This window comes from Nonomuraea sp. NPDC001636 (genome assembly GCF_040298265.1).
GTDB lineage: Bacteria > Actinomycetota > Actinomycetes > Streptosporangiales > Streptosporangiaceae > Nonomuraea.
Genome location: NZ_JBEOZT010000024.1, coordinates 136,381 through 152,458, shown reverse-complemented (window position 1 = coordinate 152,458; position 16,078 = coordinate 136,381). Strand labels below are relative to the sequence as shown.

12 protein-coding genes are annotated in these 16,078 nt (G+C 72.5%); 6 read left to right on the top strand and 6 right to left on the bottom strand.

Translation table 11 applies throughout. The features are described from left to right. The first annotated feature begins 106 nt into the window (after positions 1-106). Positions 107-2,257 carry an elongation factor G-like protein EF-G2 gene (locus ABT158_RS36325; RefSeq protein ID WP_352361396.1) on the top strand — a complete coding sequence of 717 codons (2,151 nt, stop codon included), beginning with the start codon at positions 107-109 and terminating at the stop codon, positions 2,255-2,257. A 218-nt stretch (positions 2,258-2,475) separates the two neighbouring features. After that, positions 2,476-3,993, top strand: a complete 1,518-nt coding sequence (locus ABT158_RS36320) for a glycoside hydrolase family 10-like protein (RefSeq protein WP_352361394.1) — start codon at positions 2,476-2,478, stop codon at positions 3,991-3,993. Between the two features lie 38 nt (positions 3,994-4,031). On the opposite strand, the gene ABT158_RS36315 is transcribed toward ABT158_RS36320, so the two are convergent. Further along, positions 4,032-5,354: an aminotransferase-like domain-containing protein gene (locus tag ABT158_RS36315; protein WP_352361392.1), complete on the bottom strand. Its 1,323-nt coding sequence runs from the start codon at positions 5,352-5,354 to the stop codon at positions 4,032-4,034. 90 nt (positions 5,355-5,444) lie between these two features. On the opposite strand from ABT158_RS36315, the gene ABT158_RS36310 reads away from it, so the two are divergent. Then, positions 5,445-6,344: a branched-chain amino acid transaminase gene (locus ABT158_RS36310; protein ID WP_352361390.1), complete on the top strand. Its 900-nt coding sequence runs from the start codon at positions 5,445-5,447 to the stop codon at positions 6,342-6,344. 107 nt (positions 6,345-6,451) lie between these two features. Then, positions 6,452-8,527 (top strand): hypothetical protein, encoded by a 2,076-nt coding sequence (locus ABT158_RS36305; protein ID WP_352361388.1) that lies wholly within the window; start codon positions 6,452-6,454, stop codon positions 8,525-8,527. Between the two features lie 74 nt (positions 8,528-8,601). Here the strand turns inward: ABT158_RS36305 and ABT158_RS36300 are convergent, their stop codons facing one another. Further along, positions 8,602-9,135: an HIT family protein gene (locus tag ABT158_RS36300; RefSeq protein WP_352361386.1), complete on the bottom strand. Its 534-nt coding sequence runs from the start codon at positions 9,133-9,135 to the stop codon at positions 8,602-8,604. Between the two features lie 82 nt (positions 9,136-9,217). Between ABT158_RS36300 and ABT158_RS36295 the strand changes: the two genes are divergently transcribed. Beyond that, on the top strand, positions 9,218-9,940 hold the full coding sequence (locus ABT158_RS36295) for a PIG-L deacetylase family protein (RefSeq protein WP_352361384.1): 723 nt from the start codon (positions 9,218-9,220) through the stop codon (positions 9,938-9,940). 112 nt (positions 9,941-10,052) lie between these two features. On the opposite strand, the gene thrS is transcribed toward ABT158_RS36295, so the two are convergent. From thrS to ABT158_RS36280, 3 genes are all read right to left on the bottom strand, one after another. Beyond that, entirely contained in the window at positions 10,053-12,014 is a 1,962-nt protein-coding gene (gene thrS / locus ABT158_RS36290; RefSeq protein WP_352361382.1) for a threonine--tRNA ligase, read from the bottom strand. Positions 12,015-12,078: 64 nt separating this feature from the next. Further along, a complete protein-coding gene (locus ABT158_RS36285) occupies positions 12,079-12,675 on the bottom strand; it encodes a glycoside hydrolase family 25 protein (protein WP_352361380.1) in 597 nt (198 codons plus the stop codon). Between the two features lie 36 nt (positions 12,676-12,711). Next, complete coding sequence (locus tag ABT158_RS36280) at positions 12,712-13,614, bottom strand: LLM class F420-dependent oxidoreductase (RefSeq protein WP_352361378.1); 903 nt, start codon at positions 13,612-13,614, stop codon at positions 12,712-12,714. Positions 13,615-13,713: 99 nt separating this feature from the next. Between ABT158_RS36280 and pgm the strand changes: the two genes are divergently transcribed. Next, complete coding sequence (pgm, locus tag ABT158_RS36275) at positions 13,714-15,342, top strand: phosphoglucomutase (alpha-D-glucose-1,6-bisphosphate-dependent) (protein ID WP_352361376.1); 1,629 nt, start codon at positions 13,714-13,716, stop codon at positions 15,340-15,342. A 37-nt stretch (positions 15,343-15,379) separates the two neighbouring features. Here pgm and ABT158_RS36270 read toward each other — a convergent pair whose 3' ends face one another. Next, on the bottom strand, positions 15,380-16,078 hold the full coding sequence (locus ABT158_RS36270) for a DUF2786 domain-containing protein (protein WP_352361374.1): 699 nt from the start codon (positions 16,076-16,078) through the stop codon (positions 15,380-15,382).

Sequence of the window (16,078 nt, the reverse complement as noted above, 5' to 3'; positions counted from 1 at the left end):
GTGATATTCGCCACAGGGGTATTTGGTGAACACACCGCGTCCATGCGGTTCCTGACACCCTCCGCGCGGGCGCGGCGTTGGATGCACCGACGACGTGGGAGGCGAAGTGGCGGAAAGGAACTCCGGCGGGGCCATGGGAGCCGCGGGCAGGGCACCCACGGCCGACAGGGCGGATGCGATACGCAACGTCGTGCTGGTCGGCCACTCGGGAGCGGGCAAGACCACCCTGGTCGAGCAGCTGCTCGCGGCGACGGGCACCGTCCAGCGGCCGGGCCGGGTGGAGGACGGCAACACGGTCACCGACTTCGACGAGGTCGAGGTGCGCCAGCAGCGGTCGGTCAACCTGGCGCTGGCGCCGCTCGTGCACAACGGCATCAAGATCAATCTGCTCGACACCCCGGGTTACGCCGACTTCGTCGGCGACCTGCGCGCCGGGCTGCGCGCCGCCGACGCCGCCCTGTTCGTCGTGTCGGCCTCCGAGGGGATCGACGGGCTCACGCAGATGCTCTGGGAGGAGTGCGCCCAGGTCGCCATGCCCAGGGCGGTGGTGATCACCAAGATCGACCACCAGCGCGCCGACTTCGACGAGGTGCTGGCCACCTGCCAGGACGTCTTCGGCGACGGCGTCGCGCCGCTCTACCTGCCGGTGATCACCAACGGGCACGTCAACGGCCTGATCGGGCTGCTGTCGCAGAAGTTCTACAACTACGCGACCGGCGCCCGCACCGAGAAGGAGCCGGGCGCCGAGTACGAGGCGCAGATCGACGAGCGGCGCGGCGAGCTGATCGAGGGCATCATCCAGGAGAGCGAGGACGAGTCGCTCATGGAGCGCTACCTGGAGGGCGAGCCCATCGACACCAAGGTCCTGGTGGACGACCTGGAGAAGGCGGTCGCGCGCGGCAGCTTCTTCCCGGTGCTGTGCAGCGGGCTCGGCGACGGCCACGCGGTGGGCATGACGGAGCTGCTGGAGCTGGTGACCCAGGGCTTCCCCTCGCCGCTGGAACACCCGATGCCCGAGATCACCGACCTGTCCGGCAAGCCGGTCGGCGGCATCGCGTGCGACCCCGACGGCCCGCTCGTGGCCGAGGTCGTCAAGACCACCAGCGACCCGTACGTGGGCCGCATCAGCCTCGTCCGCGTCTTCTCCGGCACGCTGCGCCCCGACATGACCGTGCACGTCTCCGGCCACGGCCTGGCCGACCGCGGGCACGAGGACCACGACGTCGACGAGCGCATCGGCACGCTGACCAGCCCGCTCGGCAAGACCCAGCGCCCGGCGGCCAAGGGCTCGGCCGGGGACATCGTGGCCGTGGCCAAGCTGTCGCGGGCCGAGACCGGCGACACGTTGTCGGAGGTCGACCGTCCGCTGCTGATGACGTCCTGGCAGATGCCCGATCCGCTGCTGCCGGTGGCGATCAGGGCGAAGTCGAAGGCCGACGAGGACAAACTGGCCCAGGCGCTCGGCCGGCTGGTGGCCGAGGACCCGACGCTGCGCCTGGAGAACAACGCCGAGACCCGGCAGCTCGTGCTGTGGTGCATGGGCGAGGCGCACACCGACGTGCTGCTCGACCGCCTGGCCAACCGGCACGGCGTCGAGGTCGAGCGGATCGAGCTGCGGGTGCCGCTGCGCGAGACGTTCGGCGGCCGGTGCCAGGCGATGGGCCGCAACGTCAAGCAGACCGGCGGCCACGGCCAGTACGCGATCTGCCACCTGGAGGTCGAGCCCCTGCCCTCGGGCGGCGGGTTCGAGTTCGTGGACAAGATCGTCGGCGGCGTGGTGCCCCGGCAGTTCATCCCGTCGGTGGAGAAGGGCGTGCGGGCCCAGATGGAGCGCGGCGTGGTGGCCGGCTACCCCATGGTGGACGTGCGCGTCACGCTCTACGACGGCAAGGCCCACTCGGTCGACTCCTCCGACATGGCCTTCCAGATCGCGGGCCAGCTCGCGCTGAAGGAGGCGGCCTCGAAGGTCCCGACCCTGCTGCTGGAGCCGGTGGACGAGCTGTCGGTGCTGGTGGCCGACGACCACGTGGGCTCGGTGATGTCCGACCTGTCCGCGCGGCGCGGGCGCGTGCTCGGCACCGAGCCGGTGGGCACCGGGCGCACGCTGGTCAAGGCCGAGGTGCCCGAGCTGGAGATCACCCGCTACGCCATCGACCTGCGCTCGATGTCGCACGGCACCGGGACGTTCACGCGCACGTTCCTGCGCTACGAGCCGCTGCCGCCGAACCTGGCGAGCAAGGTGGCGGCCACCGAGTGAAGGGTACCGAGTGAAGGGTACGGAGTGAGCGGCGCCGAGCCGGGAGGGCGGCATGTCCCTCCCGGCCCGCACGTTTGATCACCACATCTACCGTTTCGTAACAGAAGCATCACGACTGCATTTCTTTTTTCAGGTCCGATCACGCGGGAGCAGCTGCCAGACTGGGTTGCACTATGCGAACTGGACGCCCACTCCTAGCCGCTGCAGCCCTCGCGGTCGTGACCACCAGCGCCGCCTACGTGTTCGGCCCCGGCGCGACCGAGAGCCCCGCAGCGACCAAGAAGACGACGACCACCGCCCCCGCCACCGCCGAGGCGACGGCGGCCTGCAAGCCCGACCCCCGCTACCCCAAGCGCCAGCTGCGCGGGGTGTGGATCGCGACGGTCAAGAACATCGACTGGCCCTCGCGCGCCGGCCTCGGCCAGGCCCGCCAGAAGGCCGAGTACGTCAAGATCCTCGACAGCGCGGTCAAGCGCAATCTCAACGCCGTCTTCGTCCAGGTCCGGCCCGCCTCCGACGCGCTCTACCGCTCCTCGCTGGAGCCCTGGTCGCAGTACCTGACGGGCACCGCGGGCAAGGACCCGGGCTGGGACCCGCTCCCGTTCCTCATCGACGAGGCCCACAAGCGCAACCTGGAGTTCCACGCCTGGTTCAACCCCTACCGCGCGGCCGAGACCGCCGACCTGTCCAAGCTCCCGGCGAACCACCCGGCCAAGCAGCACCGCGACTGGACGGTCAAGTACGGCGGCGGCCTGTACTACAACCCCGGCCTGCCGCAGGTGCGCGAGCACGTCACCAAGGTCATCACCGACGTGGTCAGCCGCTACGACGTCGACGGCGTGCACTTCGACGACTACTTCTACCCCTATCCGGGCGGCGGCGGCACGTTCGACGACAAGGCGGCCTTCGCCAAGTACGGCAAGGGCCAGAAGCTGGCCGACTGGCGCCGCCACAACGTGAACAAGCTGGTGGCCAAGGTCGACGCGGCCGTCCACGACACGAAGAACCACGTGAAGTTCGGCATCAGCCCGTTCGGCATCTGGCGCAACAAGTCCAACGACCCCGACGGGTCGGCCACGGCCGGCATGTCCGCCTACGACTCGATCTACGCCGACGCCCGCTCCTGGATCCAGGACGGCACGGTCGACTACGTCGCCCCGCAGCTCTACTGGCCGCGCGGCTTCAAGGCGGCCGACTACAAGACGCTGACGGCCTGGTGGGCGGGCGCGGTCAAGGGCACCGACGTGCAGCTCTACATCGGCCAGGCGCTCTACCAGGTCGGCACCAGGACCAACGCCGCCTGGGCCAGCCCGGGCGAGCTGTCGGCGCACCTGACGGTGAACCGGCGCTACGAGCAGGTCGACGGCGACATCTACTTCAGCGCCAAGCAGCTCCTGACCAACCCGCTCGGCGCGATCGACCGGGTGGCCAAGGAGCACTACAGCCGTCCGGCGCTGCTGCCGATCATGGAGGACCGCGGCGGCGAGGCCCCCGGCAAGCCGGCCGGTGTCAAGGCGAGCGGCTCCACCGTGTCCTGGACGCCGTCCGAGGGGGCGCGCGCCTACGCGGTGTACCGGGTGCCGGAGTCGGGCAAGGACTGCCACACCACCGACGCCCGCAACCTGGCGGCCGTGGTGACGACGGCCTCGTACTCGGCCAAGCCGGGCACGTACCTGATCACCTCGCTCGACCGGCAGCACCACGAGAGCAAGCCGGTGCAGGTCAAGGTCGGCTGAGCCGAGGCCCGTCCGCACCGTCCGTCCGTGTGGGGAGCTCAGCGGCCGGTCTGCTGCCAGGCGCGGGCCAGGGCGGCGACCGCCTGGTCGAGGAGGGCGGGCGGCAGGGCGAAGCTGAGGCGCAGGCGGTCGCGGTGGCGGCCGTCCGGGGAGAACAGCGAGCCGGGGGCGACGGCCACGCCCTGCTCGCGGGCGACGGCGGCGAACCTGTCGGTGTCGGCGCCCGGCAGCCTGGCCCACACCGACAGTCCGCCCTGCGGGCGTGACCAGGTCCACGACGGCAGGCGCGCGGACAGCGCGGCGGTGAAGTGGTCGCGGCGGCGGGCCAGCTCGGCCAGCCAGGCCGGCACGGGGTCGCCGTCGAGCAGGTCGGCGGCCAGCCGCTGGGAGACGGCGCTGGTGGCCAGGTCGGCGTCGAGCTTGGCCTCCAGCAGCCGGGCCAGCAGCGGCTCGGGGGCGGTGAGCCAGCCCACCCGCAGGCCGCCCCACAGCACCTTCGACAACGAGCCCACCGTCACCGTGCCGTGCGGATGGGCCGAGGCCAGCGGCTCCGGCGGCGTCCGGCCGTCGAACACCACGGGCGCGAGGGTCCGGTCCTCCACCAGCGGGACGTCCGCCGCGGCGGCCAGCTCGGCCACGTGCCACAGGTCGGCCACGCGGCCGGTCGGGTTGTCCACCGGCAGCGCGTACACGACGGCCGGGCGGTGGCGGGCCAGCGCGTCGCGCACGGCGTCCGGGTCGGTGAGGTCCACGGGGACGGCGTGGGCCCCGGCGCGCCGGAACACGCTGAGCGCGCCACCGTAGGCCGGGTCGCCGACCAGCACGCGGTCGCCGGGCCGCAGCAGCACCCGGGCCGCCAGGTCGATGCCCTGCTGGGCGCCCGAGGTCACCAGGATCTCGCGGTGCGGCCCGGCGTCCACGGCCAGCACGGCGCGCAGCCGCGAGTCGCCCATGGCGTCGTAGCCGTGGCCGCTCGGCGCGCGCATCAGGGCGGCGGCGTCCAGCGGGGGCACCGCCAGGTGCGAGGAGTCGGGGACGACCGAGGTCGACAGGTCGGCCAGCACCGCGCCGCCCTGGAGCAGGCCGCCGAACGTCGGCACCCCCAGCACGTACGTGCCGCTGCCGTGCCGGCGTTCGCACAGGCCCTCCTCGCACAGGGCGTTGAAGGCGGCGGCGACCGTCCCGCGGCTGAGCCCGACCGCCTGGGCCAGGTCGCGCTCGGAGGGCAGGCGGGTGCCCGGGGCGATGGCGCCGGTCTGGGCCAGGTCGGTCAGCGCGCCCGCGAGCCGCCGGCTGGCCGTGCCCTCGTGGAGTCGGAGCCGGTCGCGGACCAGGGTGACAAGGTTTTCTTCTCTTCCCACGCCACTATTATCCGGTTACTGTGCCACTTATCAATGAATTGGCCTACATCTTGTGATTGTTGGCGGCCATTTACGGAGAGGAGCGGCACGATGCGCGAAGCCGAGCACATCTGGATGGACGGCGAGCTGGTGCCCTGGGGCGAGGCCCGGGTGCACGTCCTGACGCACGCCCTGCACTACGGCACCGCCGTGCTGGAGGGCACCAGGGCCTTCGACACGCCGGACGGCCCGGCGGTGTTCCGGCTGGACGAACATCTGCGGCGGCTGGCGCGCAGCGCGCGGATCATCGGGATGCCGCTGCCGTACACCTTGGAGGAGCTGCGCGCGGCCACGCTGGCCACGGTCGCGGCCAACGGCCAGTCCTCGTGCTACATCCGCCACCTGGCCCACCGCGGCTACGGCGAGATGGGCGTGGCGGCGCGCGGCTGCCCGACGGTGGTCTCGATCGCGTCCTGGGAGTGGGGCGCGCTGCTGGAGGCGGGCGTGCGGCTGATGACCAGCTCCTGGCAGCGCAACGACCACCGGGTGACGCCGACCGCGGCCAAGGCCACCGGCCCCTACCTGAACTCGGTGATGGCCAAGTCCGAGGCCATGCAGGCGGGCTTCGACGAGGCGGTGCTGCTGAACGCGGCCGGCAACGTCAGCGAGTGCACCGGCGCCAACGTCTTCGTCGTGCGCGACGGCGTCCTGACCACGCCTCCGCCGCACGCCGGCGCGCTGGAGGGCATCACGCAGGACACCGTCGCGCGGCTGGCCGCCGACCTGGGGCTGACCGTCACCAGGGAGGACCTGCTGCGCACCGACCTGTACACGGCCGACGAGATCTTCGTCTGCGGCACGGCGGCCGGGATCGTGCACGTCAGCGCGGTCGACCACTGCGAGTTCGGCGGCCCCGGCCCTGTCACCGGCAAGCTGGCCGACGCCTACGAGGCCGCCGTGCACGGGCGCGACGACCGCTACCGCCACTGGCTCACCCCCGTGCGCGGCTGACGGACCGCGCCCGCCGCCGCCCGTGAGAAGGTAGGGGAATCGGTGGCGCCGGATCGCGACGTGCTCTAGCGTGCCACGGACGTCATCGATCGCGGGAGGTCGTCGGGGTGAGGCGCGCGCTCGTGGTGCTGGCCGTTCTGGCCGGTTCCGTACTGCTCGGCCTGCAGGGCACGGCCACGGCCGGCGGCTCGGCTCCCGGCGCGGGCAGGGTGGCGCTCATCGGCGTCCCCGGCCTCGGCTGGGACGACGTCGACCAGGCCGACGCCCCCAACCTGTGGGAGCTGACGCACGGCAGCGCGATCGGCTCGCTGTCGGTGCGCACGGTCAGCAACATCACCTGCCCCTACGACGGCTGGCTCACGGTGTCGGCCGGCACCAGGTCGGCCGCCGGTTACGCGTGCGGCGCGCCTCCTGCCCCCGAGACCCGGGGCGCGGGCGCGGTCATCCCCGACTACCGCTACCTCATCGACGTGGTCGGGCAGCGCAACGCCGGCACGCTGGGCGAGGCGCTGAAGGCCGCGGGCCGGTGCTCGATCGCGATCGGCCCCGGCGCCGCGCTCGCGCTGGCCGACCGGCAGGGCGCGGTGCAGCGCTACCACGCCTCCCCGCTCCAGGTCCGCACGGCCGACCTGGAGCAGTGCCCGCTGACCGCCATGGACGTCGACGACCTCGTCCACCCCTACCTGGCCAGTGGCAAGCTGCCGAAGGTGCCCGAGCAGCTCGGCCCGAAGGAGCGCCGCGACGCGCTGCGCCTGGCCGACGCCAAGGCCGGCGCGCTGCTGTCGATCCTGCCGCCCGGCACCACCGTGCTGCTCGCCGGCCTGTCCGACCACGGTTCCGTGCCGCACCTGCGGGTGGCCGCGCTGCGTGAGCCGGGGGCGCAGGGGCGGTTGCTGGGCGCGGCCTCCACCCGCCGCGCCGACATCTCGATCCTGCCCGACCTGACCGCGACCGTGCTGTCCCGGCTCGGCGTGCCGGCGCCGGCCGCGGTCGTCGGGGTGCCGCTGCAGCTGGGCGAGGCCGGCGCGACGATCGACCGGCTGCGCCGGGCCGACGCGACGGCGCAGGCCATCCGGTCGGTCAAGGGCGTCTACTTCACCGTCGTGGCGGTGTTGCAGGTGCTGTTCTACGTGATCGCGTTCCTGCTGCTGCGGCGGCGCAAGGGCCTGTCACCGGTGCGCCTGGCCGCGGTCGCGCTGGCCGCCCTGCCGGTCTCCAGCTACCTGGTCAACCTGCTGCCCTGGTCGTCCCTGACGCAACTGGTGGCCGGGGTGCTGGGCTGGGTCGTCGTGGTCACCGCGCTGGCCTTCGGCGGGCCCTGGCGGCGCCGTCCGCTCGGCCCGCTCGCCGTGGTGGCCGGCATCACCGCGCTCACGCTCGCCGGCGACCTGCTGACGGGCACGACGTTGCAGCTCAACAGCGTCATGGGTTACAGCGCCGAGGTCGGGGCCCGCTACTACGGCCTGGGCAACATCCCGTTCGCGCTGCTGGCCACCGGCACGCTGCTGGCCACCACCGTGATCGCCCACCGCTGGCCGGGGCGGCCCGGGGTGGCCGCGATCGTGGTGCTCGGGGCGTTCGCGATGGTGCTGGGCGGCTCGGGCATGGGCAGCGACTTCGGCGGCGTGATCGCGTTCGTGCCGGGCATCGCGGTGACCGCGCTGCTGGTGGCCGGCAAGCGGGTGTCGATCGTGAAGCTGGGGGCGTTCTGCGTGGCCGGGGCGGTGATCGTGATGACGTTCGCCGTGCTCAACTACCTGCGTCCGCCCGACGAGCAGACGCACCTGGGCAGGTTCGTGGGCCAGGTGCTCAGCGGCGAGGCGTTCGAGGTGATCTTCCGCAAGCTCCAGGCCATGCTGGCCACGCTGCTCAGCCCCAACCTCATGCCCATCGTGATCGCGGCCGTGGCCTTCCTCGTCTACGCGATCCTGCGGCCCGAGCAGGCCAGCGCGGGCGTGGTGCCCGCGGCCTTCCGCCACTCCCCCGCCCTGCGGGCCGGTCTGATCGGCACGCTGGTCAGCGGCGTGATCGGGATGCTGGTCAACGACTCGGGCGCCGCGGTGTTGTCGATGGCTCTGGCGCTGGCCGTGCCGCTGCTGCTCGCGGCGGGCATCGGCGCGCTCGGCCGCGAACAGCCGGCCGAGGCCCCCGCCACCGCCCACCTGGCCCACGCCGGCGACTAGCCGCATCGAACGCGAGCGTCAGGCCCGAGGCCGACGCCGTCAGCGCCCCGGGCGGCGGGCCGGTGAGCGGGTCGCTAGTCCTCCCAGGCGTCGGCCAGCAGTTGCCGGGTGTCGTGCAGGAGCTGGGGCAGCACCTTCGTCTGGGCCACGACCGGCATGAAGTTCGTGTCGCCGCCCCACCTCGGCACGACGTGCTGGTGCAGGTGGGCGGCGATGCCGGCGCCCGCCACCTGGCCCAGGTTCATGCCCACGTTGAAGCCCTGCGCGCCGCTGGCCCTGCGCAGCGCGCGCAGCGACCGCTGGGTGAACTCGCCCAGCTCGGCGACCTCGGCCTGGGTCAGCTCGTCGTAGCCGGACACGTGCCGGAAGGGCACGACCATCAGGTGGCCGGAGTTGTACGGGTAGAGGTTGAGTACGGCGTAGACGACCTCTCCCCTGGCCACGATCAGGCCGTCCTCGTCGCTCATCCCGGGGATCTCGTCGAACGGGCAGCCGTCGCCCGGACCGGTGCCCGTCGGCTTGTTCTCGCCCTTGATGTAGGCCATGCGATGCGGGGTCCACAGCCGCTGGAAGTTGTCGGGCGCCCCGGCTCCTGCCTGATCGTGCATACCAAGCAGCATAGGACCCGCGCCGAGGGGCCGGTCTTCCGGCGTGATCCTCCGCCCTCCGCGACGGGCCTAGGGTGAGGGCATGGCACAGCGACTCGAACCCATGCCCGCCGACTGGCAGCGCGCCCTGGCCGTCGTGGCCCACCCCGACGACCTGGAGTACGGCTGCGCCTCCGCCGTCGCCACCTGGACCGACGCCGGGCGCGAGGTCGCCTACCTGATCGCCACCCGCGGCGAGGCGGGCATCGACACGCTCGACCCCGCCGCCTGCGGGCCGGTGCGCGAGCGCGAGGAGCGGGCCAGCGCCGCCGTGGTGGGGGTGACCACCGTGGAGTTCCTCGACCACGCCGACGGGGTCGTCGAGTACGGGACGGCGCTCCGGAGGGACATCGCCGCCGCCATCCGCAGGCACCGCCCGGAGCTGGTGATCACCCTCAACCCCGACGACACGTGGGGCGGCACGTACTGGAACACGCCCGACCACCGGGCGGTGGGCCGGGCCGTGCTGGACGCCGCCGGAGACGCCGGAAATCGCTGGATATTTCCCGACACGGACGCCGCGCCCTGGAACGGCGTGCGCTGGGTCGCCGTCGCCGGCTCCAACTCCCCCACCCACGCCGTGGACGTCACCGACGGGCTGGAGCGGGGCGTGCGGTCGCTGCTGGAGCACCGCGCCTACATCGAGGCCCTCACCGACCAGGCCCCGGAGGTCTACGCCCGCGAGCTGATCGAAGACTCCGCGCGGGAGGCCGCCAAGCGCTTCGACGGCCGCCCCGCGGTCGCCTTCCGCCTGTTCCCCCGCTGACACCGGCCGGCACTGACACCCGGCCGGGGCCGGAGCCGCCCGGGGCCGGAGCCGCCCGGGCACGGCTCAGGCCCGGCAGGCCGGAAAGGCTCGCCGGGCCTGGAGCGGCAGGTCAGACCTGGACGCGGCGTTCCACGGCGTTGACGATCTCGGCGATGGCCTCCTCGACGGGCACGCCGTTCTTCTGCTCGCCGTTGCGGTAACGGAAGGACACCGCGCCGTTGGCGATGTCGTCGTCACCGGCCAGCAGCATGTACGGGACCTTCGCCTTCTGGGCGTTGCGGATCTTCTTCTGCATGCGGTCGTCGGCCGCGTCGACCTCGACCCTGATGCCCCGCTCGCGCAGCCGCTTGGCGACGTCCTGGAGGTAGGGCACGTGGGCGTCGGCGATCGGGATGCCGACCACCTGCACCGGCGCCAGCCACGCGGGGAACGCCCCGGCGTAGTGCTCGACCAGGACGCCGAAGAAGCGCTCGACCGAGCCGAACAGCGCCCGGTGGATCATGACCGGCTGCTGCCGGGAGCCGTCGGCCGCCTGGTACTGCAGGTCGAACAGCTCAGGCAGGTTGAAGTCGAGCTGGATGGTGGACATCTGCCAGGTGCGGCCGATGGCGTCGCGCACCTGGACGGAGATCTTCGGCCCGTAGAAGGCCGCGCCGCCCGGGTCCATCACCAGGTGGAGGTTCTCGGCCTCGGCCACCTCGCGCAGCGTGTTGGTGGCCTCCTCCCACACCTCGTCGGAGCCGACGAACTTCTCCGGGTCCTTGGTGGACAGTTCGAGGTAGAAGTCCTCCAGGCCGTAGTCGCGCAGCAGGTCGAGGACGAAGCGCAGCAGCGAGGTCAGCTCGTCGCGCATCTGCTCGCGGCTGCAGTAGATGTGGGCGTCGTCCTGGGTCAGGCCGCGCACCCGGGTCAGGCCGTGGACCACGCCGGACTTCTCGTAGCGGTAGACCGTGCCGAACTCGAACAGCCGCAGCGGCAGCTCGCGGTAGGACCGCCCGCGCGCCCTGAAGATCAGGTTGTGCATCGGGCAGTTCATCGGCTTGAGGTAGTAGCGGGCGCCCTCCAGCTCCATGGGTGGGAACATCCCGTCCTTGTACCAGTCGAGGTGGCCCGAGACCTGGTAGAGGTTCTCCTTGGTGATGTGCGGGGTGTTGACGAACTCGTAGCCGGCCTCCTCGTGCCTGCGCCGCGAGTAGTCCTCCATCACCTTGCGGATCACGCCGCCCTTGGGGTGGAAGACCGCCAGGCCCGAGCCCAGCTCGTCGGGGAAGGAGAACAGGTCGAGCTCGGCGCCGAGCCTGCGGTGGTCGCGCCGCTCGGCCTCCTCCAGCATCTTCAGGTATTCGTCCTGCTTGTCGCGGGACTCCCAGGCGGTGCCGTAGATGCGCTGGAGCTGCGGGTTCTTCTCGCTGCCGCGCCAGTAGGCGCCGCCGGAGCGCATGAGCTTGAACGCCGGAATCGACCGGGTGGAGGGCACGTGCGGCCCCCGGCACAGGTCTTTCCAGCACAGCTCGCCGCTCTTGGGGTCGAGGTTGTCGTAGATCGTGAGCTGCCCGGCCCCGACCTCGACGCTCTCCTCGTCGGCCGCGCCGCCCTTGAGCCCGATCAGCTCCAGCTTGTACGGCTCGCCGGCCAGCTCCTCGCGCGCCTCGTCGTCGCTGACGGCCCGGCGGGAGAACAGCTGCCCCTGCTTGACGATCTCCCGCATGCGCTTCTCGACGCGCTTGAGGTCGTCGGGGTTGAACGCCTGCTTGACGTCGAAGTCGTAGTAGAAGCCGTTCTCCACGGGCGGGCCGATGCCCAGCTTGGCCTCGGGGAACAGCTCCTGCACCGCCTGGGCCATGACGTGCGCGGTGGAGTGGCGGACGATGGCCCGGCCGTCTTCGCTGGAGACCTCGATCGGCTCGACCACGTCGTCCTGGGCCAGCGGGTGGGCCAGGTCGCGCGGCTCGCCGTTGACCCGGGCCGCGATGACGGTGCGGCCGTCGGCCTCCAGCGCCTCACCGGCCGTCGTGCCGGCCGCGACCACACGCTCGGCTCCGGCGAGGGTGATGCGTAGCTCGGCTGACACGGTGTCTCCCTTGGATCGCGCTCGATGCCTGGCACCGAGGCTGGTTCGATGGTGAACACCGATGCTATCGCGGGTGAAACCCCAGCCTTGTCAGGTCCTGGCGGGTGCCATGGAAGATGTTCCGGTCGAGTGGGCTGCTGGCATATTGGTGGATTGTCCAGTCGCGCCACGGCGGCGGCACGAGGGGTTCGCCGCGCGGCCTCTCCGGGGAGGCGATCCACAGCGGGTAGTCGGCCAGGCCGGCGCAGTTCCCCGAGCGGGCGAACCAGTGGAAGGTGTAGATGAAGGGCCGCAGGCCGGCGTGCCGCTCGACGTGGTGGCACCAGCGGCGCGCGTACCTGGCGACCTGCTCGGGGCGCTGCCCGTCGCCGGTCTCCAGGTCGAGCGCCACCAGGTCGCCCCTGCGCAGGCCGCCCGCCGACCTGAGCACCGCCAGGAAGTGCCGGGCGTGCTCGATCGGGTCGCCCTTGGGCCGGGCGAAGTGGTACGCGCCGCACACCAGCCAGCTCTCGCGCATTCCTGACCAGTTGCGGGCGAACCACCGGTCGGTCCAGTCGCCGCCCTCGGTGGCCTTGGCGAAGGCGAAGGAGACCCCGGCCTCGGCGTGACCGGCCCAGTCGACGGAGCCCTGCCAGTTCGACACGTCTATGCCATGCAGCAAGCGCTTCACCTTGCCGGAGTTTATTGAGATGTCCCCCTATGAACCCTTCGACGCGCCGATGAGCAGCTCACGGGTGCGTTCCCGCTCGGCGAACGTCGCGCCGACGAAGTCGGTCACCCCGGCCTGGCGCAGCCGTTCGAGCTGGGCGAGCACGGACTCCTCGTCGCCGACCACCGCGACGTTCCCGGGCCCGGCGGCACCTTCGCGGTCGAGCATGGCCCGGTAGGAGGGCAGCGTGCCGTAGACGGCGAAGATCTCGTTGGCGCGCTCGACGGCCGCGGCGGGGTCGTCGGTGACGCAGACGGGCAGCGCGCAGACGATCCGCGGCGCCGGGCGGCCCGCCTCCGCGGCGGCGGCGGTGATGGTCGGGGCGACGTGCTCGGCCACCGTCTTCGGGCCGGTCATCCACAACACCGTGCCGTCGGCCACCGTGCCGGCCAGCTTCAGCATGCGCGGGCCGAGGGCGGCGATGAGCACCGGGAAGCCCGCGCCCGGCGTGGTGAGCCGCACGTCGGCCCTGATCGTCTCGCCCGCCGCCTTGACCTGCTCGCCCCGGCTGGCCGGGAGCAGCACGTCGAGGTACTCCTTCATGTGGCGGTAGGGGCGCTCGAAGCTGAGGCCGAACATGTGCTCGATGACGACCTGGTGCGACAGGCCGATGCCGAGGGCCAGCCGGCCGCCGAGCGCGGCGTTGGCCGTCATCGCCTGCTGGGCCAGGGCCGCCGGGTGGCGCGGGTAGGTGGGCACGACGGAGGTGCCGAGCTCGATGCCGGGCACCTGGGAGCCGGCCACGGCCAGCGCGGTGAGGGCGTCGAGGCCGAAGATGTGGGACAGCCAGGCGGAGGCGAAGCCGTCCTCGGCCGCCTGGGCGATCTCGTCGCGGAGCGCGCCGAGCGGGTCGGGCCCTTGCCGTTCGTTCAGGAAATATCCGAAACGCATGGAAACAGAACTCCGTTCTGGAGGCAGACGCGCCTGTATCTTCCCACGCCGCCGGGCGCGCTCACCCGTACGAAGGGGGCGGATTTGTAAAGTGGCCTCATGACGCACGATCGCGCAGGACAGCCCGCCCAGCCCGCCGACCTGGTCGACGTCGCCCGGCTGGTGACCTCCTACTACGCCCTGCACCCCGACCCCGCCGAGGTGGCGCAGCGGGTGGCGTTCGGCACGTCGGGCCACCGCGGGTCCTCGCTGCGGACGGCCTTCAACGAGGACCACATCCTGGCCACCAGCCAGGCCATCTGCGAATACCGCGCCTCCCAGGGCACCGACGGGCCGTTGTTCCTGGGCATCGACACGCACGCGCTGTCCGAGCCCGCCCGCGTGTCGGCGCTGGAGGTGTTCGCGGCCAACGGGGTCGAGGTGCTGATCGACTCCCGCGACGGCTACACGCCGACCCCCGCCGTCTCGCACGCCGTCCTGCGGCACAACCGGGGCCGCGCGTCCGGGCTCGCCGACGGCGTGGTGGTGACGCCGTCGCACAACCCGCCCTCCGACGGCGGCTTCAAGTACAACCCGCCGCATGGCGGCCCCGCCGACACCGACGCCACCTCCTGGATCCAGGACCGCGCCAACCAGCTGCTGGCCGACGGCATGAAGGGCGTGTCCAGGATCTCCTACGCCAAGGCCCTCGACGCGGCCGGCCGCTACGACTTCCTCGGCGCGTACGTCGACGACCTGCCGTCCGTGGTGGACCTCGACGCGATCAGGTCGGCCGGGGTGCGCATCGGGGCCGACCCGCTGGGCGGGGCGAGCGTGGCCTACTGGGGCGAGATCGCCGAGCGCCACCGCCTCGACCTGACCGTGGTCAACCCGCTGGTCGACCCCACCTGGCGGTTCATGACGCTCGACTGGGACGGCAAGATCCGCATGGACTGCTCGTCGCCGTACGCGATGGCGTCGCTGATCGCCCAGCGCGACAGGTACGACATCGCCACCGGCAACGACGCCGACGCCGACCGCCACGGCGTCGTCACCCCCGACGGCCTGATGAACCCCAACCACTACCTGGCCGTCGCCATCTCCTACCTGTACGCCCACCGCGACGGCTGGCCCGCCGCGGCGGGGGTCGGCAAGACGATGGTGAGCAGCGGCGTCATCGACCGGGTCGCCGCCTCGCTCGACCGGCGCCTGTACGAGGTGCCGGTCGGATTCAAGTGGTTCGTCCCCGGGCTGCTCGACGGCTCGCTCGGGTTCGGCGGCGAGGAAAGCGCCGGGGCCTCGTTCCTGCGGCGCGACGGCTCCCCCTGGTCCACCGACAAGGACGGTCTCATCCTCGCCCTGCTGGCCTCGGAGATCCTGGCGGTGACCGGCGAGTCGCCGAGCGCGCACTACCGCCGCCTGACCGAGCGGTTCGGCGAGCCCGCCTACGCCCGGGTCGACGCGCCCGCCACCCGCGAGGAGAAGGCGGTGCTGGCCAAGCTGTCGGCCGACCAGGTCACGGCGTCGTCGCTGGCCGGCGAGCCGATCACGGCGGTGCAGACGGCGGCCCCCGGCAACGGCGCGGCGCTCGGCGGCGTGAAGGTCTCGACCGAGAACGCCTGGTTCGCCGCCCGCCCGTCCGGCACCGAGGACGTCTACAAGATCTACGCCGAGTCCTTCAAGGGCCCCGACCACCTGGCCAAGGTGCAGGAGGAGGCCCGTTCGCTGGTCTCGGCCGCGCTGGGCTGAGCGGCTGGGCGGCTGGGCGGCTGAGCGGCTGGGCGGCTCAGCGGGGCAGTTCGCGGGCGGTGGCGGCGGGCATGCCGGTGCGTCCGAGGTCGGCGTGCCGGCCCGCCAGCACGCCCGCGCGGTAGCCCGTGCCGCTGGTCGTCGGGACCGACATGCGGATGCGCGGATAGTGGGCGGCCACCGCCAGGTCGACCTCGGCCCGGCGGTCGGCCAGCACCAGCGCGGTGCCGGCCCCGGCGGCCTCGGCCTCGGTCGCGGCGCGCGACTCGGCCTCGCGCAGCAGCCGGTACACCTCGTCGGTGAACCCCAGCAGCCACGAGCGCCGGTAGGCCCGCGCGGCGGCGAGCTCGCCCGGCGGCCGTACGCGGGCCAGGCCGGAGGCCATCTGCAGCAGCAGCGACGTGGCCAGCACGTCGGCGCGTTCGAGGTCGGCGGCGAAGCCGAACACGTGCACCCGCTGGCCGCCGTCGCCGCGGCCGATCAGCAGCGGACGGCAGCGGACGGCCTGGGCCACCAGGCTGACCAGGCGGGCCTTCTCCCTGGCCCACGGGGCCGGCAGGGTGACGATCCGGTCGCCGGGGGTCTGGCGGGTGCCGGGCGGCGGGAGGGTGTCGATGCCGTACTTGGCCATCAGGGCGGAGGCGGCCGCCAGGAAGGTGGCCCGCTCGTGCTCGTTGTCCGTGCGTTCGGCCTTGGCCAGGAGTTTCCTGACGCGTTCGAGCGTGCGCTCCCGCAA

Bases quoted from the DNA above. Each gene is read 5' to 3' on its own strand.
- ABT158_RS36310 (WP_352361390.1), top strand. From the start codon at position 5,445: ATGCGCGAAGCCGAGCACATCTGGATGGACGGCGAGCTGGTGCCCTGG.
- ABT158_RS36295 (WP_352361384.1), top strand. From the start codon at position 9,218: ATGGCACAGCGACTCGAACCCATGCCCGCCGACTGGCAGCGCGCCCTG.
- ABT158_RS36280 (WP_352361378.1), bottom strand. From the start codon at position 13,614: ATGCGTTTCGGATATTTCCTGAACGAACGGCAAGGGCCCGACCCGCTC.
- pgm (WP_352361376.1), top strand. From the start codon at position 13,714: ATGACGCACGATCGCGCAGGACAGCCCGCCCAGCCCGCCGACCTGGTC.
- ABT158_RS36300 (WP_352361386.1), bottom strand. From the start codon at position 9,135: ATGCACGATCAGGCAGGAGCCGGGGCGCCCGACAACTTCCAGCGGCTG.